The following is a 25,729-nucleotide window of genomic DNA, read 5'->3' as shown; positions in this document are numbered from 1 at the left end:
TGGGAGCAAGCCCGCTCCCACATTTGATCCGTAGCGTGCTTAGAAGCGCTGCACCGTCACCACGCCGGCCGCTCCCGCAGGCCCAGGCTGGCCCTCGGCGCCGGGGCGGCCGCTCTTGCCACCGTCGGCGGTATAGACCAGGCAACCCTTGGCCTTGCCGCCGTGGCCGGGCTTGCCACCCGGGCCGGGAGCGCCGCCGGCACCGCCGTCCACGGTCACCTTGATCTGCTCGGCCGGGTAGGCGCTCGGCAATTCGAGGCGTACCCGTGCACCGGCCGCCCCCGGCAGGCCGTCGCTGCCATTGCTGCCGTCGGCGCCACGCCCCGCCGCGCCCCACGTACAACCCGGCGCCTGGCCGTTCGCACCGTCCAGGCCTACGTAACCCGGCGCACCGGCACCCCCACGGGCATCCACGGACAACTGCGGCGCCGTCAAGGCATTGAAACGCAGATTCAGATCACGTCCCGGCCGTGCCGCCTTCGTGTAGGTGCCCGGGGCGCCGCGGGAGGTGATCTGGCTGCCCTCGGCCAACTCTGCCTGGACCACCTTCATGTCCAATGCCTGTTGCGCGGGCACGATGGCGATCCGGGCTTCGCGTCCCAGGTGCAGTTGGCCAACGGACAACTCGGTGACATTGGATGGCACCAGCAACGTGCCGTAGTCGGCCACGTCCAGCCGCTCCAGGGTCAAGGTGCTGGTGGTATTGGGCAAACGCATCAGCGAATGGCTTTCTACCTGGAGCACCTGGGCCGAGGCCCAAGGGCTGACAAGGGCGACGAGCAGACACAATTTACGCATGGGAAGCCTCTGGCGCGGTCGGGAGGGTTTGCAGGTGGAAGATGCCGAACAGCAGCACGCGAAGGCGATCACGGCCCGGCGCAGGCCGGCCCCGAAAACTGGCCCTGAACAGCAGCAGTTCGAGCACATGGAGCACCAGCAACAAGGCACCGGCGAGGTTGACCAGCAGATGCAGCGGATGGACGAGCGGCATGATCAGGTTGACCAGCACCACCAGCCAGAACAGCAGGGTCAACAAGCGGCCCAGCCCCCAGAACACCTTCATACGTCCTCCCCGACGAACATTATTCTTTGGGCGCACAGTAACGGCTAGCGCGCGCGATAAGCCAGAGGCGGGGGCAAATTTAATTTAACGCGGCTCGATGGCCGCCGGATCGCGCCATGGCGAGCCGGCGGCCCCGGGCCCACTGAAGCGAAGCGCACTCAACGCTGGATGTGCAGGTCCACCCGACGGTTCTGCGCCCGCCCTTCATCAGTCTCGTTGTCGGCCACCGGCTCGCTTTCGCCCTTGCCTTCGCTGGTGAGCTTGTCCGGCGCCAACCCCTGGGTCAGCAGGTACTCCACGACGCTGCTGGCCCGGCGCTCGGACAACCCTTGGTTATAGGCCTCGGTCCCGACGCTGTCGGTGTGGCCGACCACGCGGATACTGGCGACGTTGGCATGGCCCAGCTTGCCCATCAACCCATCGAGCTGGCTTCGAGCGGCGGGCGTGAGGTCGGACTTGTCGAAATCGAACAACACCTTGCCGGCATCGTTGAGGGTGATGACCTCCGTCGCCGGTGCCTCGGGCTCGGCCACAGGCGCGCTGGCCGGGTACTGCGGCAACGGGCACCCGTGATGTTCGACCGGGGTGTTGGCCGGCGTGTCGGGGCAACGGTCACGGCGGTCGAACACGCCGTCGCCGTCTTCATCGCCATCCTGGGCGTAACAGATCAACCCACCGCCCAGCAGGCCCAGCGCGGCACCGCCGGCGGCCCAGCCACTGCTTTGGATGGCGCCCAGGCCACCGCCAGCCAGGCCACCGATCAAACTGCAGATCGGCCAGGTACGTTGATTGAGAGAGGCGCTGCCATCGCTGTGGGTGGCGCAACCGGACAACAGACTGCTGGCCAGCAGTACCGGTAAGGCGGCCCTGATTAGAACGTTCATGGTGAAGGCTCCTGTGTCACCGGCCCATACCGGTCACACAGGAGTAAAGACTGCCATCGGCAACTCTACAAGCCGCGGATGGCAAGGGCTTCAGCGGTTTATCCTGATTTCGGTCCGGCGGTTCAGCGCACGTCCGTCGGCGGTTTTGTTGTCGGCCACCGGTTGGCTTTCCCCGGCACCGGACACCGAAACGAAACTGGCGCGCGGCACGCCCTGCTCGACCAGGTATTGCACCACCGAATTGGCCCGTTTCTCCGACAACCGTTGGTTATACGCATCGCTGCCGACGCTGTCGGTGTGGCCGGTGACCCGCAGTTGCGTCGTGGACGTTTCCTGCTTCAACCGGGTCGCAACGGTGCTCAGGACCTCTTTGTCGGTCGGGGTCAGCGTGGCCTTGTTGAATTCAAAGTGCACGTCGCGGATCACGATGGTTTCTTCCTTGACCACCACGGGGGCTTCGACCACCGGCGCCGGTGCAGGTGGCGGGCAGCCATCGGCGTCGACTTGCACGCCCTTCGGCGTGCCCGGGCACTTGTCGCGGCTGTCCGGCACGCCGTCGCCATCTTCGTCGCCGTCGCCATGGGCCCAGCACCAGGCGCCCGCCACGGTACCGGCCACCAGTGCGCCTGGGCCGATCCAGGAACTGCTTTCGATGGCGCCCAACCCCGCGCCGACGACGCCACCGGTGGCCGCACAGATCGGCCAGTCGGTTTTCTGCAAACCTGCGCAACCAGTCAACACACTGGTTAGCAGAACCAGGGGTAACGCTGTCCGAACTATGCTCATCGGGTGTTCTCCTTGAGGGATCGGCATGGCGCCGATTCAGGGGAGTAAAGACCCGAGTTCGGATCTGCGCCAGCTTCACGCAATCGCGACTTTTGCCCCGTGTTTGCGACCGTTCGACACGGTTAAGCGCAAACCGCTCTAGGCCATGATGTCCGGGCAAGCTATCGTGGTGCCCCTGACAGAGGAACTTCGATGACCGTTGCCATTTCTTCGCGCACGCCCCAGCAAGCCTTGGCGGCCGTGCTTGAGCGTTATGCCCCGCAAAAACTGCTGCTGATCGGCGCCAGCGGCTTCCCCGCACTCGAGGCGTTCCAGCAGGCGCACCCCGCCACGCAAGTGGTGCACGCCGGCCCCGGCCCCTTGCCGGCGGACGTGGCGGCGCGGCGTTTTGACCTGGCCCTGGCGCTCGATTGCCTGGAGCATTTGCCCAAGCGCGACGGTCTGAACCTGTTGGGTGGCATCCGTAACCTGAACGCCAGCCGTATCGCCGTGCTCGCGGACCTGAACGCCTGCGGCTGGCAAGAGACAGACTTCTTTTCCCTGGCCCTGCAAGCCAATGAGCGATTCCAGCGCGAGGAACAGGTGCTGACCCTGTTCACCTACGATCTGCTTGAATACAAGCAAGTCCCCGACTGGCTCAACTCACGCTTTTGGGCCAACCCGGAAAACTTTGGAAAATACTGGTGGTAGCCGTGAACATGAGCCCACACACACCCATTTGCCCTTGCGGCAGCGGCAACTTGCTGGACGCCTGCTGCGGCCACTACCACGACGGCCACCCGGCACCTTGTGCGCAAGCCCTGATGCGCTCGCGCTACAGCGCCTACGTGCTGGGGTTGGTGGACTATCTGGTGAGCACCACCCTGCCCGCCCAGCAGGACGGTCTCGACCGCCAGGCCATCAGCGACTGGAGCGCCAACAGCACCTGGCTGGGCCTGGAGGTGGAAAGCAGCGAAGTGTTCGGCGGGCAGCCGGAACACGCCTTTGTCACCTTCACCGCGCGCTGGCACGATGGCCAGGGCGAGCACAGCCACCGGGAACAATCCTCGTTCGTGCAGAACGATGGGCGCTGGTACTTCATCGATCCCTCCGTGCCGGTCAAGGCCGGCCGTAACGACAGCTGTCCGTGTGGCAGTGGGCATAAGTTCAAGAAGTGCTGTGCGGGCTACTTCGGCCGCTGATTTCACGAGCGTCCGACACGCCCCCTCTCGCCAGCGGGCTAGACTGGAATAAACCAGAGGCGCGGACATGACCCAGACAACGCACCTGCTACGCATCACTTGCCTGTTGTTGTTCATCGGGCTCGGCGGCTGTGCGTCCTGGCGAGGTGAACAGGCGCCCGAACCCCAGGTGCACCTGGCCAAGGTCGAGGTGGTGCGGGCGCGGCTGCTGGAGCAGAAGTTCACTTTGCACTTTCGCGTCGACAACCCCGGCGACAGCGACCTGACCGTGCGCGGCCTGACTTACCGGATCCATCTGGGCGACCTGTTGCTGACCGAAGGCGAGCATGAGCACTGGTTCACCGTAGCACCCAGGCACAGTGCCTATTTCAAGGTGCCGATCCGCACCAATCTGTGGCCCCAGGTACGAGACGTGGTGAAACTGCTTCAAAAACCCCGGGAACAGATCCCCTACCGGCTGGAGGGCGAGCTGGAAACCGGCCTATTCATCGCCCACTACGTGCACCTGGAACGCAATGGCGTGATAATCGCCGCCGATTTAATTGCGGAGTAACCCCGATGACCCAGCAACCCCATGTCCACGGCCCTGATTGCAACCACGATCACGACCATCATCACGATCATGACCACGGCCACGTCCACGGCCCGAACTGCGGCCACGCTCACCAGGAACCGGTGCGCAACGCCCTGAAGGACGTCGGTCGCAACGACCCGTGCCCGTGCGGCAATGGCAAGAAGTTCAAGAAGTGCCACGGGGCTTGAGGGTTCGGGCGAAGAACTTCTTCGCCTGTTGACCCCTGTGTGCGAGCTGCTCGCGATAGCGCTAGGTCAGCCAGCATTGTTTGACCTGGCCTGCCCTCTTCGCGAGCAAGCTCGCTCCCACAGGATCTTGCAGTGAAACGATATCCGGTGATCGCCGCAGAATCAGTGTGGGAGCGAGCTTGCTCGCGATGAGGCCGGCACATCCAACCTCCCTTGGTCAGCCTGCGTCCAGAATCCGCCGCACACTGACCACCGTCGCATACTCGCCATGCAGGTTGCCTAGGGACATGCCATGCACCTCGCCGGCCGAGCGCGGGTTGCCGAAATAATCGGGCTTGTCGAAAGTGAAGCAGGCGTCTTCGGCCACCCAGGTGTCGAACCCCAGATTGCCGGCCGTGCGCGCCGTGGACTCCACCGAATTGTTCGTCGCCACCCCCACGATGACCAGTTGCTCGACACCCGCCCGACGCAGATCCGCCTCCAGGTGAGTGGCGCAGAAAGCGTCTGGCACATCCTTGTGGATCACCCACTCCCCCGCCAATGGCTCGAAGCGCTGCTGCACCTCCACGCCCGATTGCCCCGGCCAGAACACCGAGTCCGGCGAACGGGACAGATGATGAACGTGCACCACCGGCCGCGCCGACGCTCGCCAGAACCCCAGCAGTTCCAGCATGCGCAACTCAGCCTCGGGGTTGTTGCGAGGCCCGAGCCTGGGATGGAGGATGCCTTTTTGTTGATCGATGAGGATCAAGGCTGCGTTGTTGCGTAGTTCCATGCCATGTCTCCCTGGCTCGGTCATTTGGGCTTTCCCACCTTGCGCGTCCTCCCTTCCTACCTGCAACGCCAGACAAGATCAATCCGCTCCAGCCCTGAAATCACCAAGGTTCCATCCGCGCAGGGGCTTTCATCGCCAAATCAACAAATAACCCTCGCCCCCGCTTGCGCGGCCCCCTCCTGCTCACTAACGTAGCGCCTTTATTGACGACACCCCCTCCCGCAGGAGCTTTGCCATGGCCTCGCCAGCCTCTATTTCCTTCATCCCCCGGCTCGGCGTTGCCGCCGCAGTGGCCAGTGTGCTCGGTTTGAGCGGATGCCAGTCCTGGAACACCCAGGACACTGTCCCGCCCACCTCCGGGGTGCAGCCGCTCAAGGGGCTGGCACAGAATGTTTCGATTCGGCGCAATGCCATGGGCATGCCGCTGATCGAGAGCAACAGCTTCCACGACGCGCTGTTCTCCCTCGGCTACGTCCACGCCAGCGACCGCATCGGCCAGATGGTGACCCTGCGCCTGCTGGCCCAGGGGCGCCTGGCGGAGATGTCCGGTGCCGAGCGGCTGGACGTCGACCGCTACATGCGCGCCGTCAACCTGAAGAAAAACGCCGATGAGCTGTACAAGGCCTCGTCGCCGCGGCTCAAGCGCTTCTTCGAAGTCTATGCCCGGGGCGTCAACGCCTACCTGTTCCGCTACCGCGACAAGTTGCCGGCGGACCTGGCGGCCACCGGCTACAAACCCGAATACTGGAAGCCGGAAGATTCGGCGTTGATGTTCTGCCTGTTGAACTTCAGCCAGTCGGCCAACCTGCCGGAAGAGATCGCCAGCCTGGTGCTGGCCCAGACGGTCAGCCACGACAAGCTCGCCTGGCTGAGCCCGTCCTACCCGGACGAGCCGCTGCCCCTGGCCGAGGCCGACAAACTCCAGGGCATCCGCCTCAATGGCCAGGTGCCCGGCCTCGGCGAGATCAGCAAGGCCAGCAGCCAGTTGGCCGCGATGAACCTGCTGGGCGCTGCGTCGTCGAGCAACTGGGCCATCGCCCCGCAACGCAGCCGCAGCGGCAAGAGCCTGCTGGCCAGCGACAGCCATGGGCCGTTGGGCGTGCCGGCGCTGTGGAGCCCGGTACAGATCCGCGCGCCCAAGTACCAGGCAGCCGGGCTGTCGGTGGCGGGCATTCCGATGATCCTGGCCGGTTTCAACGGCAAGGTGGCCTGGAGCATGAGCAGCGTGCAGGGGGATAACCAGGATTTGTTCCTGGAAAAAATCCGACGCCAGGGCAATGGTCTGTCCTACGAGGTCAACGGCAAATGGCAGCCGGCGACCGTGCGCAACGAAACCTACTTCATCAAAGGCCAGCGATCGATTCGTGAAGCCGTCTACGAGACCCGGCATGGCCCGCTGCTCAACAGCGCCCAGGGCCCGGCCCTGGCCAATGGCTTCGGCCTGGCCTTGCAGACGCCGAGCTTCACCGACGACAAGACCCTGGACGCGTTCTTCGACCTGTCCCGGGCGCAGAGCGCCGAGAAAGCCTCCGATGCCAGCCGGGAAATCCGGGCCATGGCCGCGAACCTGGTCTTCGCCGACGCCAGCCATATCGGCTGGCAAGTCACCGGGCGTTATCCGAACCGCCGCGAAGGTGAAGGCCTGCTGCCGTCGCCAGGCTGGGACGGGCGCTACGACTGGGACGGTTACGCCGACCCGATGCTGCACCCCTACGACCAGGACCCGGCCCAAGGTTGGCTGGGCACCGCCAACCAGCGGGTCATCCCCCATGGCTACGGCATGCAGTTGTCCAACTCCTGGGCCGCGCCGGAGCGTGGCGAGCGCCTGGCCGAGCTGGCCGGCGCGGGCAAGCACGACGCCCGTAGCCTGAGCGCCATGCAGTATGACCAGACCACCCCGTTTGCGGCCAAGCTCAAGAAAGTCTTCGAAGCCCCCGGCATGGCCCTGCCGCTCAAGCAGGCGATCGACGCCCTGCCGGTGGCCGACCGGGCCAAGGCCCGCGAAGCCTGCACTCGCCTGATGGCGTTCGATGGCCGCCTCAGCCCGACGTCCGCTGACGCTGCGATCTATGAGCTGTTCCTGCAGGAAAGCATGAAGCAGATCTTCCTCGACGAACTGGGCCCGGACAGCAGCCCGGCGTGGAAAGCGCTGATTGCCAACGGCCAACTGTCCTACGCCGCCCAGGCCGATCACCTGCTGGGGCGCGAGGACAGTCCGTTCTGGGACGACGTGCGCACACCGCAGAAAGAAGACAAGGCGCTCATCCTCGCCCGCAGCCTGGCGGCGGCCATCAGCGCCGGTGACAGCCAACTGGGCGGTGCTCACCAGGCCTGGCAGTGGGGCAAGCTGCACAGCTACGCGTGGAAAAACAGCAGCGGCCAGGTCGTGCGTGGCCCGGTAGCGGCAGGCGGCGATGCCACCACGCTCAACACCGCGGCGTTCGCCTGGGGACAGGACTTCAACACCGCCGTGGCCCCAGCCATGAGGCTGATCGTGGACTTCGGCCAGCCTGAACCGTTGATGGTCCAGGACGGCGCCGGTCAATCCGGCAACCCGGCGAGCCCGAACTACCTCAATGGCATCGACCCGTGGATCAAGGGCCAGTACCAGAACCTGCCGCTGCAACCGCAGAACTTCGACCGGGCGTACGGCAAGACGCGGTTGACCTTGGTGCCGGGCAAATAGCGGCACTGCACCTCACTGTGGCGAGGGGATTTATCCCGTTGGACTGCGCAGCAGGCCCAAACCAGACAACTCAATTTGCCTGATACAAAGAGTTGTCTGTTTTCAGGGTCGCTGCGCAACCCAACGGGGATAAATCCCCTCGCCACATTTGCTCAACCTTACAGAAGAGCCTGCCCCGCCAAACCCGATAGAACTTCTCACCCCGCGCTCGCCTCTACCTGACAAGCCCATCACCCCGGTGATTGCATGGATCTTGTCATTGCTCGCCCTGAAGGACTGTATTGCCCGCCCGGGGATTTCTACATCGACCCCTGGCGTCCAGTGGAACGCTCGGTCATCACCCACGCCCATGGCGACCACGCCCGCGGCGGCAACCAGCACTACCTGGCCGCGGCCCCCGGCGAAGGCATCCTGCGTTCGCGGTTGGGCCAGGACATCAACCTGCACACCCTGCCCTATGGCGAACGCCTGGTGCATCACGGCGTGACCCTGAGCTTTCATCCCGCCGGCCATGTGTTGGGGTCGGCCCAGGTGCGGCTGGAACACCGGGGCGAAGTCTGGGTCGCCTCAGGGGACTACAAGGTCGAACCCGACGGCACCTGCGCGCCGTTCGAACCGGTGAAATGCCACACCTTCATCACCGAGTCGACCTTCGGCCTGCCCATTTATCGCTGGCAACCCCAGGCGCAGATCTTCGACGAGATCAACCAGTGGTGGCGAGCCAACATTGCCGCGGGGCGCGCCAGCGTGCTGTTCTGCTATTCCTTCGGCAAGGCCCAGCGAATTCTCCACGGCATCGATGCGAGCCTCGGGCCGATCCTCGCCCATGGCGCGGTGGAACCGTTGAACCGCGTCTACCGCGAGGCCGGCGTCCACCTGCCGCCGACCCTCTATGCCGGCGACGTGAAAAAGAACGATCCACTCATGGGCCAGGCGCTGGTCATCGCCCCGCCGTCGGCCGGCGGCAGTACCTGGATGCGCCGTTTTGGCGACTATAGCGATGCCTTCGCCAGCGGCTGGATGCGCCTGCGCGGCACCCGCCGGCGGCGCGGCGTCGACCGCGGCTTCGTGCTCTCCGACCACGCCGACTGGCCAGGCCTGCTCTGGGCCATCGAGCAGACCGGCGCCGAACGGGTCATGGTGACGCACGGCTCGGTGGGCGTACTGGTTCGTCATCTGCGCGAGCAAGGTCTCGACGCCCAGGGCTTCACCACGGAATACGGCGACGACGAGGAAGACGTGGCCAGCACCGCCGACGCCGACGAGGACGCGTCATGAAAGCCTTTGCCGAGCTGTATGCCGACCTGGACGCCACCACCTCCAGCAATGCCAAGCTGGCGGCCATGCAGGACTACTTCGCCAAGGCCTCACCCCAGGACGCGGCCTGGGCCGTGTACTTCCTGTCCGGCGGACGCCCGCGGCAGTTGGTCCCGGTCAAGGTCCTGCGGGAGTTGGCGGTGCAGGTCTCGGGGTTGTCCGCCTGGCTGTTCGAGGAAAGCTACCAGGCCGTGGGCGACCTGGCCGAAACCATCTCGTTGGTCATGCCGGAGTCGCCCCACCTTTCCGACGAAGGCCTGGCCTCGTGGATCGAACGCAAACTGCTGCCATTGCGCGGCGAAACCCCGGAGGTGCTGGCGCAACGCTTGCCGGCGTTGTGGGCGCAACTGGACCGACCGAGCCTGATGCTGTGCATCAAGCTCATCACCGGCAGCTTTCGCGTCGGCGTGTCCAAGCTGTTGGTCACCCGCGCCCTGGCCGGCTTGGCCGGGCTGGACAGCAAGCGGGTGGCCCAGCGCCTGGTGGGCTACACCGATCTGGCCCACCGCCCGACCGCCGCGGCTTACCTCAAGCTGATCGCCGCCGAATCCGCCGATGAACATGCCCAGCGCGGCGGCCAGCCTTATCCGTTCTTCCTGGCCCACGCGTTGTCTGCACCGGTGGAGCAATTCGACGCCCTGCTGGGCCCGGCCAGTGACTGGCAAGTGGAATGGAAGTGGGACGGTATCCGCGCCCAGGTGGTCAAGCGCGATGGCCATCTGTGGGTCTGGTCCCGGGGCGAAGAACTGGTGACCGAGCGTTTTCCCGAATTGCATTCATTGGCCCAGGCTTTGCCTGATGGCACGGTGATCGACGGGGAAATCGTCGTCTGGAAAACCTCGGAGCCGCTGACCGAGGATGCCTTCGATCCGCAGGCGCCGCTGTCCGCCTCGGTGCAACCGTTCGCCCTGTTGCAGCAACGCATCGGCCGCAAGACCCTGGGCAAGAAAATCCTCGAAGACGCGCCGGTGGTGGTGATGGCCTACGACCTGCTGGAGTGGCAGGGCGAGGACTGGCGCAGTCGCCCCCAGGCCGAACGCCGCGAGCGCCTGGAAGCATTGCTGGCGCGGGCCCATAGCCCGGTGCTGCTGCCTTCGCCCCTGGTTACCGGCCAGGATTGGCCCGACCTTGCCCGGCAGCGGGAAGCATCCCGCCGGCTGGGCGTCGAAGGCATGATGCTCAAGGCACGCGATGCGCTGTACGGCGTCGGCCGCACAAAGGACATGGGGGTGTGGTGGAAGTGGAAGATCGACCCGTTCAGTGTCGATGCGGTGCTGATCTACGCCCAGCGCGGCCACGGTCGACGCGCCAGCCTCTACAGCGACTACACCTTCGCGGTCTGGGACAACCCGCCAGGCAGTCGCGACCGCACCCTCGTGCCGTTCGCCAAGGCCTATTCAGGCTTGACCGACGCTGAAATGCGCCAGGTCGACAGCATTGTGCGCAAGACCACCCTGGAAAAATACGGTCCGGTGAGCAGCGTCACGCCGACCCTGGTGTTCGAGCTGGGCTTCGAAGGCATTGCCCTGTCCAAGCGCCACAAAAGCGGAATCGCGGTCCGGTTCCCCAGAATGCTGCGCTGGCGCAAGGACAAGCCTGTCGAGGAAGCGGACACACTGGCGACGCTGCAGGATTTGTTGAAGTAAGCCTGAATGGGCCGGGCCTGTAAAAACTCCCAAGGTAACCACTGTCAATGTGGCGAGGGATTTATCCCCGTTGGCCTGCGTAGCAGGCCCAAACCAGACAACTCAATTTGCCTGATACAAAGCGTTGTCTGTTTTAAGGGCCACTTCGCAGCCCAACGGGGATAAATCCCCTCGCCACAAAGGCACCGCAATGCCACTGACGCCCCATCCCGGTGCACCTTTTTGTTGTACGATCTCTCCCGCGCACCAACGCGTTCCGCTTCCCGCTGCCAAAGCTTTTAAAACACTTGTTCGGCACTCTGGTTCGGAAATTGCTACCTTTATGCCGTCATACCGTTCTCGCCTTCACCGGTAACAATACTTACGCGCCATGGGCGCTCATATTGGTTTTAGGGATTGAATAATGAAAAAAACACTGCTGACCCTTTCTGCACTGGCGTTGTGCATGGCTGCTGGCGTCGCCACCGCCAAGGAATACAAGGAATTGCGTTTTGGTGTCGACCCTTCCTACGCCCCCTTTGAATCCAAGGCCGCCGACGGCAGCCTGGTCGGTTTCGACATCGACCTGGGCAATGCCATCTGCGAAGAGCTGAAGGTCAAATGCAAATGGGTCGAAAGCGATTTCGACGGCATGATCCCGGGCCTCAAGGCCAATAAATTCGACGGCGTCATCTCTTCGATGACCGTGACCCCGGCCCGTGAGAAAGTCATCGACTTCTCCAGCGAACTGTTCTCCGGCCCAACGGCCTATGTCTTCAAGAAAGGCTCGGGCCTGACCGAGGACAAGGCCTCGCTCAAAGGCAAGACCGTCGGCTACGAACAAGGCACCATCCAGGAAGCCTATGCCAAAGCCGTGCTGGACAAGGCCGGCGTCAAGACCCAGGCCTACCAGAACCAGGACCAGGTCTATGCCGACCTGACCTCCGGCCGTCTCGATGCGGCCATCCAGGACATGCTGCAGGCGGAGCTGGGCTTTCTGAAATCGCCTAAAGGCGCCGACTATGAAATCAGCAAGCCGGTGGACAGCGAACTGCTGCCGGCCAAGACCGCCATCGGTATCAAGAAAGGTAACAGCGAGCTGAAGGCGCTTTTGGATAAAGGTATCAAAGCGTTACACGACGACGGCAAATACGCTGAAATCCAGAAAAAACACTTTGGCGATCTGAATCTGTACAGCGGCAAATAATGCGCTGCGCCCATCCGGTTCCGGGTGGGCGCTTTTTTCCTGCCAAAGGCAATTTTCCATGTTCGAACAACTCCTACAAAATCTGGGGCTCTCGGCCTTCAGCCTGCAGGGCTTTGGCCCGCTGCTGATGCAGGGCACCTGGATGACCATCAAGCTGGCGGCCCTGTCCCTGCTGCTGAGCGTCGTGCTCGGGTTGCTGGGCGCCAGTGCCAAGCTGTCCAGCGTCAAACTGTTGCGAATTCCTGCCCAGCTCTACACCACATTGATTCGCGGCGTGCCGGACCTGGTGTTGATGCTGCTGATTTTCTACAGCCTGCAAACCTGGCTGACCTCCTTTACCGACTTCATGGAATGGGAATACATCGAGATCAACCCATTCGGCGCCGGGGTGATTACCCTGGGCTTCATTTACGGCGCGTACTTCACCGAGACCTTTCGCGGCGCGATCCTCGCGGTGCCCAGGGGCCAGGTCGAAGCCGCCACCGCGTACGGCCTCAAGCGAGGCCAGCGGTTTCGCTTCGTGGTGTTTCCACAAATGATGCGCTTCGCCCTGCCGGGTATCGGCAATAACTGGATGGTGATGCTCAAGGCCACCGCCCTGGTGTCGATCATTGGCCTGGCAGACCTGGTCAAGGCGGCCCAGGATGCCGGCAAGAGCACCTACCAACTGTTCTATTTCCTGGTACTGGCGGCATTGATCTACCTGTTGATCACCAGCGCCTCCAACTTCATCCTGCGCCGGCTTGAACGCCGCTACGCCGCCGGAGCCCGGGAGGCCGTGCGATGATCGAACTCTTGCAGGAGTACTGGCGACCGTTCCTCTACAGCGACGGCGTCAACGTCACCGGCCTGGCGATGACCCTGTGGTTGCTCAGCGCCTCGCTGCTGATCGGCTTCGTGGTGTCGATCCCGCTGTCCATCGCCCGGGTTTCGCCCAAGCGGTCCATACGCTGGCCGGTGCAGTTCTACACGTACCTGTTCCGGGGCACGCCGCTCTACATCCAGTTGCTGATCTGCTACACCGGCATCTACAGCATCGCGGCGGTACGCGCCCAGCCCGTGCTCGACAGCTTCTTTCGCGACGCCATGAATTGCACGATCCTTGCCTTCGCCCTGAACACCTGCGCCTACACCACGGAGATCTTCGCCGGGGCGATTCGCAGCATGAACCACGGGGAAGTGGAAGCGGCCAAGGCCTACGGCCTGACCGGCTGGAAGCTGTACACCTACGTGATCATGCCGTCGGCGTTGCGGCGCTCGCTGCCGTACTACAGCAACGAAGTGATTTTGATGCTGCACTCGACGACCGTGGCATTCACCGCTACCGTTCCTGACGTGCTGAAAGTGGCCCGGGACGCCAACTCGGCGACGTTCCTGACGTTCCAGTCATTCGGGATCGCCGCACTGATCTACCTGACGGTCACCTTCGCACTGGTAGGCCTCTTCCGCCTCGCCGAACGCCGATGGCTGGCCTTTCTCGGGCCGACCCACTAGGGCCCTGTTCCAGGACATACACCCACATGCGCCACCAGATCCATGACCTGCAGGCCCCCGTACCGGGGACCGCACGCAAGATCCACAGCTTTCACTTCGGCCCGGAAAAAGCCGCCGGCAAAATCTACATCCAGTCGTCCCTGCACGCCGATGAACTGCCCGGCATGCTGGTGGCCTGGCACCTCAAGCAGCGCCTGGCGGAACTCGAAGCGTCGGGCCACCTGCGCTACGAGATCGTGCTGGTGCCGGTCGCCAACCCCGTCGGCCTTGAACAAGTGCTGATGGACGTGCCGCTGGGTCGCTACGAAACGGAGAGCGGGCAAAACTTCAACCGCCGCTTCGTCGACCTGAGCGAAGAGATCGGCAACGAAATCGAAGAACTGCTCACCGACGATCCGCAGCACAACCTGATGCTGATCCGCACCAGCCTCCGCGATGCCCTCGCCCGGCAGACCGCCGGCACGCAGTTGCAATCGCTGCGCCTGGCGCTGCAGCGGCTGGCCTGCGACGCCGACATGGTGCTGGACCTGCACTGCGACTTCGAAGCCGTGGCCCACCTGTACACCACCCCGCAAGCCTGGCCGCAGGTCGAGCCGCTGGCCCGCTACATCGGCGCCGAGGCCAGCCTGCTGGCCACTGATTCGGGCGGCCAGTCGTTCGACGAGTGCTTCACCCTGCTCTGGTGGCAACTCAAGGAACGCTTCGGCGAGCGGTTCGAGATCCCCCTGGGCAGCTTTTCGGTCACCGTGGAATTGCGCGGCCAGGGCGACGTCAACCATGGGTTGGCGAGCCTCGACTGCCAGGCGCTGATCGAATACCTGATCCGCTTCGGCGCCATCGACGGCGAACCGATGCCCATGCCCGAGCTGCCCTATCCCGCCACGCCGCTGGCCGGTGTCGAGCCGGTGGCGACGCCCGTGGGTGGCCTGCTGGTCTACAGCGCACTGCCTGGCGAATACCTGGAGGCGGGCCAGTTGATCGCGGAAATCATCGACCCGATCAACGACACCGTCACCCCCGTTCATTGCCGTAACGCCGGGCTCATGTACGCCCGTTCGCTGCGCCGCATGGCCACCGCCGGCATGGTGATCGCCCATGTCGCCGGTGCCGAAGCCTACCGCAGCGGCTACCTACTTTCGCCTTGAGGATGCCTGTTCCATGTACAAACTGACCATCGAAGGCCTGCACAAAAGCTACGGCGAACACGAGGTGCTCAAAGGCGTTTCGCTCAAGGCCAAGACCGGCGACGTCATCAGCCTGATCGGCGCCAGCGGCTCGGGCAAGAGTACCTTCCTGCGCTGCATCAACTTCCTGGAGCAACCCAACGACGGCGCCATGAGCCTGGACGGCCAGGCAGTCCAGATGATCAAGGACCGCCACGGCATGCACGTGGCCGATGCCGATGAACTGCAGCGCATCCGCACACGCCTGGCCATGGTGTTCCAGCACTTCAACCTGTGGAGCCACATGACCGTGCTGGAAAACATCACCATGGCGCCACGCCGGGTGCTGGGGGTCGACCGGCAGGAAGCCGAGGCCCGTGCCCGTCGCTACCTGGACAAGGTCGGCCTGCCCGCGCGAGTCGCCGAGCAGTACCCGGCGTTCCTCTCCGGCGGCCAGCAACAGCGCGTGGCCATCGCCCGCGCCCTGGCGATGGAGCCGGAGGTGATGCTGTTCGACGAGCCCACCTCGGCGCTGGACCCGGAGCTGGTGGGTGAAGTCCTGAAGGTGATCCAGGGCCTGGCCGAGGAAGGCCGGACCATGATCATGGTGACCCACGAAATGAGCTTCGCCCGCAAAGTCTCCAACCAGGTGCTGTTCCTGCACCAGGGCCTGGTGGAAGAGGAAGGCGCGCCGGAAGACGTGCTGGGCAACCCCAAGAGCGAACGGCTCAAGCAGTTTCTCAGTGGCAACCTGAAGTAATTCACTCTGTTGGTTTGGAACACAGTCCTGTGGCGAGGGGATTTGTCCCCGTTCGAGTGCAAAGCACTCGCTTCAGGACCGCTCCGCCGCGAAGCGTTTGGGATTGCTTCGCAATCCAACGGGGATAAATCCCCTCGCCACAGGTCCTTTGTTGTGGCTGGAAATTGCCGGAGCTCTCCGCCACGCAGGAAGCATTAAACCTTTCCACCGCCGCCGTGGTCTTTGAAACAGGACTTCCAGGGCGCGCGCGGCAGGCATGGCGACATCCAACGACTTCGCAAGACAGTGGTTCAGTGCCCGGGGCTGGAAACCGTTCGCCTTTCAGAAACAGGTGTGGACCGCGGTCAAGCGAGGGGAGTCCGGGTTGCTGCACGCCAGCACCGGTGCCGGCAAGACCTACGCCGTCTGGTTCGCGGCCCTCAACCGCTTCGCCCGCCCCGCGCCACCGCCCGACAAGCCGCGCAAGCGCAAACCGCCGGCCGAACCGCTGACAGTGCTGTGGATCACGCCGATGCGCGCCCTGGCCGCCGACACCGGCAAGGCCCTCGAAGCGCCGTTGGTGGATTTGCAACTGCCCTGGAGCGTCGGCCTGCGGACCGGCGACACCGGTGCCAGCGAGCGGGCCCGGCAAAGCCGGCGCCTGCCCACGGCCCTGATCACCACGCCCGAGAGCCTGACGCTGATGCTCGCCCGCGCCGATGCCCAGGCGGCCACATCGACGCTGCGCATGGTGGTGGTGGATGAATGGCACGAGTTGATCGGCAACAAGCGTGGCGTGCAGTTGCAATTGGCGCTGGCCCGTTTGCGCCACTGGCATCCCGACCTAATCGTCTGGGGCGTGTCCGCCACGCTGGGGAATCAGGAACACGCCGAGCAGGTGTTGATCCCCCGGGGCGATGGGATCAACGTGCAGGGCGCCGACAGCAAGGCCCTGCGGGTCGACACCCTGCTGCCGCCTACCTTGGAACGCTTTCCCTGGGCCGGGCATATCGGCCTGAAGATGCTGCCCCAAGTGGTGGCAGAGATCGACGCCAGCAGCAGTTGCCTGGTCTTCACCAACACCCGCGCCCAATCGGAAATCTGGTACCAGGCTATCCTTGAAACCAGGCCCGACTGGGCCGGGCTGATCGCCCTGCACCACAGTTCGCTGTCCCGCGACACCCGGGATTGGGTGGAACGCGCACTGAAGGAAGGCCAGCTCAAGGCGGTGGTCTGCACCTCCAGCCTCGACCTGGGGGTGGATTTCCTGCCGGTGGAACGGGTGCTGCAGATCGGCTCGGCCAAGGGCGTGGCCCGGCTGATGCAACGGGCTGGACGCTCCGGCCATGCGCCGGGACGGACCTCACGGGTCACCCTGGTGCCGACCCACAGCCTGGAGTTGATCGAGGCCGCTGCCGCCCAGGACGCCGTGGCCCAACGGCGTATCGAGCCCCGCGAATCGCCCCACAAACCCCTGGACGTGCTGGTGCAACACCTGGTCAGCATGGCCCTGGGCGGCGGTTTCGTGCCCGAAGCGCTGTTCGAGGAAGTGCGCGGCGCCTGGGCCTATCGCGACCTGAACCCGGCCGAATGGGCCTGGGCGCTGGCCTTCGTGCGCCACGGCGGCCTGTCGTTGACCGCCTACCCCGACTACCGTCGGGTCGAACCGGATGAGCACGGCATCTGGCGGGTCCCCGACGCCCGCTTGGCCCGGCGCCATCGCATGAGCATCGGCACCATCGTCAGCGATGCCAGCCTGCAATTGAAATTCTGGAGCAAGGGTGGTGGCGGCAAGACCCTGGGCAGCGTGGAAGAAGGCTTCATCGCCCGCTTGCGGCCCGGTGACGGCTTTCTGTTCGCCGGGCGCCTGCTGGAACTGGTCCGGGTCGAAGACATGACCGCCTATGTGCGCCGCAGCCAGGCAAAAAAAGCCGCCGTGCCGCGCTGGAACGGCGGGCGCATGCCGCTTTCCAGTGAACTGGCCGCTGCTGTCGTGGCCCGCCTGAGCGAAGCGGCCCAGAGCCGTTTCGAAGGCCCGGAGATGCAAGCCGTGAAGCCGTTGCTATTGACGCAACAACGCTGGTCCGGCTTGCCCACGCAGGGCTCGCTGCTGGCGGAGGCGCTCAAGTCCCGGGAAGGCTGGCACCTGTTCCTGTACCCGTTCGCCGGCCGCCAGGTTCATCTGGGGCTGGCGAGCCTGCTGGCCTGGCGGGTGAGCCGGCAACAGCCGGTGACGTTTTCCATTGCCGTGAACGATTACGGCCTGGAACTGCTCAGTGCCACGCCGGTGGACTGGTCGGTGTGCCTGACGCCTGGGCTGTTGAGCACTGATCACCTGCTGGCCGACGTACTCGCCAGCCTGAACGCCGGCGAGCTGGCCTTGCGCCGCTTTCGTGAAATTGCCCGCATCGCCGGGCTGGTATTCGCCGGTTACCCCGGCGCGCCCAAGAGCACGCGCCAAGTCCAGGCCTCCAGTGGCCTGTTCTTTCAAGTGTTCAAGCAATACGACGCCGACAACCTGCTGCTGGCCCAGGCCGGGGAAGAAGTCTTGCGTGAAGAATTGGATATCCGTCGACTGGAGCAGACCTTGGAACGCCTCAACGCCTTGACGCTGGACCTGCATGTCATCAAGCGCCCTACCCCGCTGGGATTCCCGCTGTTGGTGGAGCGTTTCAGGGAAAGCATGAGCTCGGAAAAACTCGCCGATCGCATCCGCCGGATGGTGAGCGAGCTCGAAAAAACCGCCGATCGCGGTGACGCCTGATGCCCGCGCCCTACCCCGTCAACCTGGCCGGTGAAGCACTCTGGCTGCTGCCGGAAAAAGCCGTCTACTGGCCCGCCCAGGAAACCCTGATGGTGGCCGACATGCATTTCGGCAAGGCCGCCGCCTACCGCAGCCTCGGCCAGCCGGTGCCCCATGGAACCACCGCCAGCAACATCGAGGTTCTGGATGACCTGCTGGCGCGCCTGCCCTGCCGGCAGTTGATCTTCCTCGGGGATTTTCTCCACGGCCCGGGCTCCCACGCGCCAGGCACCCTCAACGCCCTGGCCGACTGGCGCGGCAAGCATCCGCAACTGGCGATGACGCTGATTCGCGGCAACCATGACAAGCGGGCCGGCGACCCGCCCGCCGCGCTGAACATCCGCGTGGTGCCGGAGCCTTTGCTGCTGGGCCCTTTCGCCGTACAGCACGAACCCGATCCCCATCCCAGCCGACACGTCCTGGCCGGGCATGTGCATCCGGTCTATCACTTGAGGGGCAAGGGCCGGCAACGCTTGCGCCTGGCCTGCTTCCGGCTGGGCAGCGACATCAGCCTGCTACCGGCCTTCGGCGCGTTCACGGGGGGCTATCGGGTCGAGCAGGACAACGATTGCAGGATTTTCGTCATTGGCGATAACGAAGTATGGCCCGTCAATTGACGGGCCATACGGATCAGGCAACGGGCGCTGGAGGCGGCTCATCCGGCAGGGTGGGCTCGCCGGGCTCGGTGGGCTGTTCGTTGGGAGTATCGGGATCAGGCTGGCCGGGGATACCACCCGCCGCTTCAACGGGATGGGCCAGCAATGACCAGGCCATGACGCCAATCTGATTGGGCTCAAGCCTTGCCAGTTCGGCACTGATTCGCGGATCGATCTTCATAGAGCAACTCCTGAGCGAAGGCCCGTTTCGCTGACGCAAAAACGGGCAGTACACCCAATAGAGTGTCTGCCCGCCCAGGAATTCCCACTGTTCGTCAGAATCAGGTCCGCGGCAGTGTCACGCCGCGCTGGCCCTGGTACTTGCCGCCACGGTCCTTGTAGGACACTTCGCACTCCTCATCGGATTCGAGGAACAACATCTGCGCCACACCCTCGTTGGCATAGATTTTCGCCGGCAGGGTCGTGGTGTTGGAGAATTCCAGGGTGACGTGGCCTTCCCACTCGGGTTCCAGCGGCGTGACGTTGACGATGATGCCGCAGCGAGCATAGGTGCTCTTGCCCAGGCAGATGGTCAGGACATTGCGCGGAATGCGGAAGTACTCGACGGTACGGGCCAGGGCGAAGGAGTTCGGCGGGATGATGCAAACGTCGCTCTTGATGTCGACGAAGCTTTTCTCATCGAAATTCTTCGGATCGACGGTGGCCGAATTGATGTTGGTGAACACCTTGAATTCGTCGGCGCAGCGCACGTCGTAGCCATAGCTGGAGACGCCGAAGGAAATCAGCCGGTCGGGGCCTTCGCCACGCATCTGGCGCTCGACGAAGGGCTCGATCATGCCGTGCTCTTGCGCCATGCGGCGAATCCACTTGTCCGATTTGATGCTCATGGCGGGTTCCTGAATAGCGAGGTGGAAAAAAGACGTCCGGCATCTTACCGGGGCATGGGGCCGGGTTCAAAGCGCGGGACGCAAATCTCGCCGATCCGCCGGGATTTCCAAGGGCTGGCGACCCGCGCCTTGGCCGTCAGTCACCAAAACCGAGAAACCTTCGCAAAGACCATTGGCACGTTCCGGAAAAAGGGTTAAGGTGGCGTCACTGTGCTGCTTGTGTCACTGAGAATCTCTACACGATATGTTGAATTTCGATCCAACCATCTACAAGAATTTTTCCTGCTCTTTGCACTCAGTCTCGGCCAGGGTTCTTCCTGAGTCGCAGTTATCTTTGTTCAAGGAGTTACACCATGTCTAATCGCCAAACCGGTACCGTTAAGTGGTTCAACGATGAAAAAGGCTTCGGCTTCATCACTCCACAATCCGGTGACGACCTGTTCGTTCACTTCAAAGCTATCCAATCCGACGGCTTCAAAAGCCTGAAAGAAGGCCAACAGGTTTCTTTCATCGCTACCCGCGGTCAGAAAGGCATGCAAGCTGAAGAAGTACAAGTTATCTAACTTGTCCTTGCTTTAGTAAAAAGCCCCGCCCTCAAAAGCGGGGCTTTTTTGTGCCCGAGTGTTTTGTTCAAGCGCATAAAAAACCTGTGGGAGCGAGCTTGCTCGCGAAAGCGTTGTACCAGCCACCATAAAAGGTACTGATCGAACGCTTTCGCGAGCAAGCCCGCCCCCACAGGAGAGGATGGCTTCAGGCCGGCGTTACCAGGTCACGCCAAACCCCGCCGTATAGCGGGTCTTGCTCAGGTCGCTGTCCTCGGTCCCGTCGATGACATCCTTCTCGGCCTTGAGGTTGAGCGACGCCCAATCGGTGACCTTGTAGCGCAGGCCCATCTCGGCGTCGTAGGCGTATTCGGCCACGCCGGACAGCGGCTTGCCCACCTCGCCATTGGTGAAGAACTCGACACGCTTGCCAATCAGGTAGCGGTTGTAGTCCCACTTCATGGCCACGGAATAGAAGTTGTCCTTGCCACCGTCTCGGTACTCGTAGTCCGTGCGGTTGAGCAGCGAGCCCAGCGAGAACGCCCCCAGCTCGTCGTCCCAGAACTGGTAGCCCGGACCGGTACCCACCACGCGTTGACGGGCCAGGTCCTCGACCTTGTCACGCTTGTAGTTGAGTCGCCCCTGCCAGAACCACTTATCCGTCAGGAACCGGTCCAGGGAGTATTCCAGGCGCCAGTTGTCGGTCGACACCACGTCATCCTGGAACTCGCGGTTGTATTCGCCTTCGGCGTTATGCCGCCATCGGCCATGGCGCGCCGAGGTTTTGAAGTCGATGTCGTAATCGTCGGTATCGTTTTCCGCGCGCTTGTAATCCAGCGCGGCATCGATATTGCCTTTCCAGACGAGGTCTTCGACCACCGGCTTGGGCTTGAGGATCTGCTGGATACTGGCCAGCTCGACGGTCTTGGGCGCCTCGCCATTGGCCAGCGTCACCTTGCCATCCTCGGCCGCGTGCAGCGCCTTGGCCTTCTCGCCGGTGTAGGCATCCTGTTTGACCAGCAGTTGCTGGTCGCTCTCCAGGGTCTTGACCTGTTTCCAATCAATGGGAACCGCCCCGGCGTAATCGGTCTGGATCAGCAATTTGCCGCCATCGAAAACGGTGATCTTGCCGCTGAGCTTGTCGCCGTTCTTCAACCAGACAGTGTCGGCGAGCAAGGGCATGGAGGCGCTGGTAACAGCTAGGCATAGCAGGGTTCTGGACAACATAAGCGTATAAAGAGCTCAAGTTTGCGATAAAAAGGCGGCATTATCCCCCAGGACGACACCTTAGGAACGACTGACCCGAGTATTTCGAATGAGTTCATTTCTCAATCGTCCCTGTAGGAATTAATCTACAGACGGGCACTACCTCATCAGGAATCCAACCCGTGACCGATACCCCAGCGGCGCCCGAGAATGCCGCCCAGATTCGCCGCACCACCCTGTACCTGACCCTGGCCCAAGTGCCCGCCGGCAAGGTGGTCACCTACGGTCAACTGGCTGAAATGGCGGGCCTGGGCCGGGCTGCGCGCTGGGTGGGGCGCACTCTCAGCCAACTGCCGGACGACACCAAGCTGCCCTGGCACCGGGTCCTGGGCGCCGGCGGTCGGATCAGCCTGCCGGTGGGCAGCGCGTCAGGGGACGAACAACGCGCGCGCCTGCGCACGGAAGGGATCAGTGTCCTGAACAATCGTGTTGATATTCAGCGCCATGGCTGGCGCCCGGTAGAGCACAGCGGTTAGAGTGCGCGCTTTGTTTTCGCAATTTTTGAGGCAGACTCCAGCCCATGCCCCGTAAAACCTGGCGCGCCGCCCTCGCCGCCTATGCCAGTCCCTCGACGCTCGTGCTGTTGCTGCTTGGCTTCGCTGCCGGCTTGCCGTACATGCTGGTGTTTTCCACGCTTTCGGTCTGGTTGCGCGAGGCCGGCGTGGCTCGCGAAACCATCGGTTACGCGAGCCTGATCGGCCTGGCGTACGCCTTCAAATGGGTCTGGTCGCCGCTGCTCGACCAATGGCGCCTGCCGCTCCTGGGCAAGCTCGGGCGCCGCCGCTCCTGGCTGGTGCTCTCCCAGGCACTGGTGATCCTGGGCCTGGTGGGCATGGGCTTCTGCGACCCACAAAAACACCTGTCCTGGCTGATCGCGATCGCGGTGCTGGTCGCCTTTGCCTCGGCCACCCAGGACATCGCCGTCGACGCTTACCGCCTGGAGATCGCCGACGACACCCGCCAGGCGGCCCTCGCCGCCAGCTACATGTCCGGCTACCGCGTCGCCGCGCTGCTGGCCACCGCTGGCGCGCTGTTCTTCGCCGAAGGCTTCGGTTCCACCGGCTTCAGCTACAAGCACTCGGCCTGGGCCGGCACCTACCTGCTGTTCGGCGTGCTGATGGTGCCGGCGCTGCTCACCTCGCTGTTCATGCGCGAACCGCCGGTGCCGTTGCGCACCCAGTTGCAAGCCGGGCGCTACACCTTTGCCCATCAACTGGCGTCGGTGTTCGTGCTGATCATCTTGCTGGTGTCGGTGCCGGCGATGTTCACCCAACTCTACAACACCGATTTTGCCAGCGTGCTGTTCGAGGGCGTCAGCCTGCTCGACCTGCTGCTCGAAGACCGCGCCTTCCTGCGGGCCATCCTCTATATCATCCTGACCTCCCTGTGCCTGTCGGCCATGGGCCGGCGCGGGCTGGCGCCCGTGCTCACGCCGGTCAACGACTTCATCCTGCGCTACCGCTGGCAGGCCTTGCTGCTGCTGGGCTTGATCGCGACCTACCGGATGTCCGACACGGTGATGGGGGTCATGGCCAACGTCTTCTACATCGACCAGGGCTTCACCAAGGACCAGATCGCCAGCGTCAGCAAGATCTTCGGCCTGATCATGACCCTGGTCGGCGCCGGCATGGGCGGCCTGCTGATCGTCCGTTTCGGCATCCTGCCGATCCTGTTCATCGGCGGCGTGGCGTCGGCCGCCACCAACATCCTGTTCCTGATGCTCACCGACATGGGCGCCAACCTGAAGATGCTGATCGTCACCATCTCCCTGGACAATTTCAGTTCCGGCCTGGCGACTTCGGCCTTCGTCGCCTACCTGTCGAGCCTGACCAACCTGAAATTCTCCGCTACCCAGTACGCCCTGCTCAGCTCGATCATGCTGTTGCTGCCGCGCCTGATCGGGGGCTATTCGGGGGTGATGGTGGAGAAGTTCGGCTACCACACCTTCTTCCTGATCACCGCCCTGCTCGGCGTGCCGACCTTGGTGCTGATCGCCCTGCACTGGTTTCAGGAGAACCGGCGCCAGCAGGCGGCGCCAGCCGCGGAGCCGACGCCGACCCGCCCGGCGCAAGAGTCGTAGGAAACGTCAGCAGACGCCGTTGAAACCGGCGTTTGCACCCGGCGACCGCCCACGCGCCTGTACGCCAGGGCATCTCGCCCGTACAATGCTCCGTCACTTCTCGTCTCAGCAACCGACAACGGCCAACCATGCGCACCAGTCAATTTTTGCTCGCCACACAGAAAGAAACGCCTTCCGACGCCGTCGTGATCAGCCATCAGTTGATGCTGCGTGCCGGCATGATCCGCAAACTCGCCTCGGGCCTGTACACCTGGCTGCCGATGGGCCTGCGGGTCATGCGCAAGGTCGAAGCCATCGTCCGCGAAGAAATGGACGCCGCCGGCTCTCTGGAAGTGTTGATGCCGAGCACCCAACCGGCCGAGCTGTGGCAGGAATCGGGGCGCTGGGAAGAGTATGGCCCTGAGCTGCTGCGCATCAAGGACCGTCACGGTCGCGACTTCTGTGCAGGCCCGACCCACGAAGAAGTGATCACCGACCTGATGCGCAACGAGTTGAGCAGCTACAAGCAGCTGCCCATCAACCTGTATCAGATCCAGACCAAGTTCCGCGATGAGATCCGCCCACGCTTCGGCCTGATGCGCGGCCGCGAGTTCATCATGAAGGACGCCTATTCGTTCCACGCCGACCTGGCTTCGCTGCAAGTCACCTACGACCGCATGCACCAGGCCTACTGCAACGTGTTCACCCGCCTGGGCCTGAAATTCCGCCCAGTGGAAGCCGACAACGGCTCGATCGGCGGCGCCGGCTCCCACGAGTTCCACGTGCTGGCCGAGTCTGGTGAAGACGACATCGTCTTCAGCAATGGCTCCGACTACGCCGCCAACATCGAGAAAGCCGAAGCCGTGCCACGGGAAACCTCCCGCGCCGCGCCGAGCGAAGACTTGCGCCTGGTGGACACGCCTAATGCCAAGACCATCGCCCAACTGGTGGAAGGCTACAACCTGCCGATCGAACGCACCATCAAGACCCTGATCGTGCGGGCAGAAGAAGCCGGCAAGCTGATTGCCCTGATTGTCCGTGGCGACCACGAGCTGAACGAAATCAAGGCCGCCAACCAGCCAGGCGTCGCCAGCCCGCTGGTCATGGCCACCGAGGCCGAACTGCGCGACGCCATCGGCGCCGGTGCCGGTTCCCTTGGCCCGCTGAACCTGCCGCTGCCGATCATCATCGACCGCTCGGTTGAACTGATGAGCGACTTCGCCATCGGCGCCAACCAGGACGACAAGCACTATTTCGGCGTGAACTGGGAACGCGACCTGCCGGTGCCCACCGTGGCCGACCTGCGCAACGTCGTGGCCGGCGACCCGAGCCCGGACGGCAAGGGCACCCTGGAAATCAAGCGCGGCATCGAAGTCGGGCACATCTTCCAGCTGGGCAACAAGTACAGCAAGGCGATGAAGTGCGAAGTGCTGGGCGAGAACGGCAAGCCGGTCACCCTGGAAATGGGTTGCTACGGCATCGGCGTGTCCCGCGTGGTCGCCGCCGCCATCGAGCAGAACAACGACGACAAAGGGATCATCTGGAGCGACACACTGGCGCCTTTCCAGATTGCCCTGGTGCCGCTGCGCTACGAGACCGACCTGGTTCGCGAAGCCACCGACAAGCTCTACGCCGAACTGACGGCTGCCGGCTTCGAAGTGCTGCTGGATGATCGCGACAAAAAAACCAGCCCCGGCATCAAGTTCGCGGACATGGAACTGATCGGCATCCCGCACCGGATCGTCGTCAGCGACCGCGGCCTGGCCGAAGGCAACCTGGAATACAAGAGCCGCACCGAGGCCGAGCCGCAAGCGCTGCCGGTCGCCGACGTGCTGTCTTTCCTCCAGGCCCGTATCCGCCGCTGAGACCAGAT

26 protein-coding genes are annotated in these 25,729 nt (G+C 63.7%); 18 read left to right on the top strand and 8 right to left on the bottom strand.

Annotated elements, in window-relative coordinates; genetic code table 11:
* Positions 1 to 39: 39 nt before the first annotated feature.
* From KI241_RS05840 to KI241_RS05825, 4 genes are all read right to left on the bottom strand, one after another.
* Positions 40 to 798 (bottom strand): collagen-like protein, encoded by a 759-nt coding sequence (locus tag KI241_RS05840; protein ID WP_123579562.1) that lies wholly within the window; start codon positions 796 to 798, stop codon positions 40 to 42.
* Entirely contained in the window at positions 791 to 1,063 is a 273-nt protein-coding gene (locus tag KI241_RS05835; RefSeq protein ID WP_123579563.1) for a DUF1145 domain-containing protein, read from the bottom strand. Before KI241_RS05835 ends, KI241_RS05840 begins: the two co-directional genes overlap by 8 nt.
* A gap of 158 nt (positions 1,064 to 1,221) precedes the next feature.
* Positions 1,222 to 1,947 (bottom strand): OmpA family protein, encoded by a 726-nt coding sequence (locus tag KI241_RS05830; protein WP_047736972.1) that lies wholly within the window; start codon positions 1,945 to 1,947, stop codon positions 1,222 to 1,224.
* Between the two features lie 90 nt (positions 1,948 to 2,037).
* Complete coding sequence (locus KI241_RS05825; protein WP_047736974.1) at positions 2,038 to 2,733, bottom strand: OmpA family protein; 696 nt, start codon at positions 2,731 to 2,733, stop codon at positions 2,038 to 2,040.
* Between the two features lie 192 nt (positions 2,734 to 2,925).
* On the opposite strand from KI241_RS05825, the gene KI241_RS05820 reads away from it, so the two are divergent.
* The 4 genes from KI241_RS05820 (at position 2,926) to KI241_RS05805 (ending at position 4,676) form a co-directional block, all read left to right on the top strand.
* Positions 2,926 to 3,423, top strand: coding sequence for a DUF6231 family protein (locus tag KI241_RS05820; protein WP_042732784.1), 498 nt, complete (start codon positions 2,926 to 2,928; stop codon positions 3,421 to 3,423).
* A gap of 8 nt (positions 3,424 to 3,431) precedes the next feature.
* Positions 3,432 to 3,914, top strand: coding sequence for a YchJ family protein (locus tag KI241_RS05815; RefSeq protein WP_042732787.1), 483 nt, complete (start codon positions 3,432 to 3,434; stop codon positions 3,912 to 3,914).
* 67 nt (positions 3,915 to 3,981) lie between these two features.
* On the top strand, positions 3,982 to 4,467 hold the full coding sequence (locus tag KI241_RS05810; RefSeq protein WP_042732785.1) for an LEA type 2 family protein: 486 nt from the start codon (positions 3,982 to 3,984) through the stop codon (positions 4,465 to 4,467).
* 5 nt (positions 4,468 to 4,472) lie between these two features.
* A complete protein-coding gene (locus KI241_RS05805; protein WP_003198420.1) occupies positions 4,473 to 4,676 on the top strand; it encodes an SEC-C metal-binding domain-containing protein in 204 nt (67 codons plus the stop codon).
* A gap of 217 nt (positions 4,677 to 4,893) precedes the next feature.
* On the opposite strand, the gene KI241_RS05800 is transcribed toward KI241_RS05805, so the two are convergent.
* Positions 4,894 to 5,451 carry a cysteine hydrolase family protein gene (locus tag KI241_RS05800; RefSeq protein ID WP_123579564.1) on the bottom strand — a complete coding sequence of 186 codons (558 nt, stop codon included), beginning with the start codon at positions 5,449 to 5,451 and terminating at the stop codon, positions 4,894 to 4,896.
* A 235-nt stretch (positions 5,452 to 5,686) separates the two neighbouring features.
* Here KI241_RS05800 and KI241_RS05795 point away from each other — a divergent pair, with 235 nt between their 5' ends.
* The 10 genes from KI241_RS05795 to pdeM all read left to right on the top strand — a co-directional run bounded on the left by KI241_RS05795 (position 5,687) and on the right by pdeM (position 19,102).
* Positions 5,687 to 8,137: a penicillin acylase family protein gene (locus tag KI241_RS05795; RefSeq protein WP_123579565.1), complete on the top strand. Its 2,451-nt coding sequence runs from the start codon at positions 5,687 to 5,689 to the stop codon at positions 8,135 to 8,137.
* A gap of 246 nt (positions 8,138 to 8,383) precedes the next feature.
* Positions 8,384 to 9,415: a ligase-associated DNA damage response exonuclease gene (locus tag KI241_RS05790; protein WP_042731518.1), complete on the top strand. Its 1,032-nt coding sequence runs from the start codon at positions 8,384 to 8,386 to the stop codon at positions 9,413 to 9,415.
* On the top strand, positions 9,412 to 11,100 hold the full coding sequence (locus tag KI241_RS05785) for an ATP-dependent DNA ligase (RefSeq protein WP_212803460.1): 1,689 nt from the start codon (positions 9,412 to 9,414) through the stop codon (positions 11,098 to 11,100). The genes KI241_RS05790 and KI241_RS05785 overlap by 4 nt, the downstream gene beginning before the upstream one ends.
* A gap of 403 nt (positions 11,101 to 11,503) precedes the next feature.
* Positions 11,504 to 12,286 carry a transporter substrate-binding domain-containing protein gene (locus KI241_RS05780; RefSeq protein ID WP_042731520.1) on the top strand — a complete coding sequence of 261 codons (783 nt, stop codon included), beginning with the start codon at positions 11,504 to 11,506 and terminating at the stop codon, positions 12,284 to 12,286.
* A 58-nt stretch (positions 12,287 to 12,344) separates the two neighbouring features.
* A complete protein-coding gene (locus KI241_RS05775) occupies positions 12,345 to 13,073 on the top strand; it encodes an ABC transporter permease (RefSeq protein WP_042731521.1) in 729 nt (242 codons plus the stop codon).
* Complete coding sequence (locus KI241_RS05770) at positions 13,070 to 13,780, top strand: ABC transporter permease (RefSeq protein WP_042731522.1); 711 nt, start codon at positions 13,070 to 13,072, stop codon at positions 13,778 to 13,780. Before KI241_RS05775 ends, KI241_RS05770 begins: the two co-directional genes overlap by 4 nt.
* A gap of 26 nt (positions 13,781 to 13,806) precedes the next feature.
* Positions 13,807 to 14,925: a succinylglutamate desuccinylase/aspartoacylase family protein gene (locus KI241_RS05765; RefSeq protein ID WP_042731523.1), complete on the top strand. Its 1,119-nt coding sequence runs from the start codon at positions 13,807 to 13,809 to the stop codon at positions 14,923 to 14,925.
* A gap of 13 nt (positions 14,926 to 14,938) precedes the next feature.
* Complete coding sequence (locus tag KI241_RS05760) at positions 14,939 to 15,703, top strand: ATP-binding cassette domain-containing protein (protein ID WP_042731524.1); 765 nt, start codon at positions 14,939 to 14,941, stop codon at positions 15,701 to 15,703.
* A gap of 256 nt (positions 15,704 to 15,959) precedes the next feature.
* Positions 15,960 to 18,446: a ligase-associated DNA damage response DEXH box helicase gene (locus tag KI241_RS05755; RefSeq protein ID WP_212803459.1), complete on the top strand. Its 2,487-nt coding sequence runs from the start codon at positions 15,960 to 15,962 to the stop codon at positions 18,444 to 18,446.
* Entirely contained in the window at positions 18,446 to 19,102 is a 657-nt protein-coding gene (gene pdeM, locus KI241_RS05750) for a ligase-associated DNA damage response endonuclease PdeM (RefSeq protein ID WP_212803458.1), read from the top strand. Before KI241_RS05755 ends, pdeM begins: the two co-directional genes overlap by 1 nt.
* Positions 19,103 to 19,115: 13 nt before the next feature.
* On the opposite strand, the gene KI241_RS05745 is transcribed toward pdeM, so the two are convergent.
* The gene (locus KI241_RS05745; protein WP_003184748.1) at positions 19,116 to 19,322 is read right to left on the bottom strand and encodes a hypothetical protein; all 207 of its coding nucleotides are present in this window, start codon (positions 19,320 to 19,322) and stop codon (positions 19,116 to 19,118) included.
* Positions 19,323 to 19,422: 100 nt separating this feature from the next.
* Complete coding sequence (dcd, locus tag KI241_RS05740) at positions 19,423 to 19,989, bottom strand: dCTP deaminase (RefSeq protein ID WP_016965530.1); 567 nt, start codon at positions 19,987 to 19,989, stop codon at positions 19,423 to 19,425.
* Between the two features lie 353 nt (positions 19,990 to 20,342).
* Between dcd and KI241_RS05735 the strand changes: the two genes are divergently transcribed.
* Positions 20,343 to 20,552, top strand: a complete 210-nt coding sequence (locus KI241_RS05735; RefSeq protein WP_002554837.1) for a cold-shock protein — start codon at positions 20,343 to 20,345, stop codon at positions 20,550 to 20,552.
* 198 nt (positions 20,553 to 20,750) lie between these two features.
* Here the strand turns inward: KI241_RS05735 and KI241_RS05730 are convergent, their stop codons facing one another.
* On the bottom strand, positions 20,751 to 21,758 hold the full coding sequence (locus KI241_RS05730) for a DUF481 domain-containing protein (protein WP_042732366.1): 1,008 nt from the start codon (positions 21,756 to 21,758) through the stop codon (positions 20,751 to 20,753).
* A gap of 161 nt (positions 21,759 to 21,919) precedes the next feature.
* Between KI241_RS05730 and KI241_RS05725 the strand changes: the two genes are divergently transcribed.
* The 3 genes from KI241_RS05725 (at position 21,920) to KI241_RS05715 (ending at position 25,721) form a co-directional block, all read left to right on the top strand.
* Positions 21,920 to 22,273 (top strand): MGMT family protein, encoded by a 354-nt coding sequence (locus KI241_RS05725; protein WP_042732365.1) that lies wholly within the window; start codon positions 21,920 to 21,922, stop codon positions 22,271 to 22,273.
* A 44-nt stretch (positions 22,274 to 22,317) separates the two neighbouring features.
* Positions 22,318 to 23,877 (top strand): AmpG family muropeptide MFS transporter, encoded by a 1,560-nt coding sequence (locus tag KI241_RS05720; protein WP_042732364.1) that lies wholly within the window; start codon positions 22,318 to 22,320, stop codon positions 23,875 to 23,877.
* 128 nt (positions 23,878 to 24,005) lie between these two features.
* On the top strand, positions 24,006 to 25,721 hold the full coding sequence (locus tag KI241_RS05715; RefSeq protein ID WP_042732363.1) for a proline--tRNA ligase: 1,716 nt from the start codon (positions 24,006 to 24,008) through the stop codon (positions 25,719 to 25,721).
* Positions 25,722 to 25,729 lie beyond the last annotated feature (8 nt).

It is taken from the genome of Pseudomonas sp. Cab53, assembly GCF_018325965.1.
Classification (GTDB): Bacteria; Pseudomonadota; Gammaproteobacteria; order Pseudomonadales; family Pseudomonadaceae; genus Aquipseudomonas; species Aquipseudomonas chlororaphis_E.
This window is presented reverse-complemented; position numbering and strand designations above follow the sequence as displayed.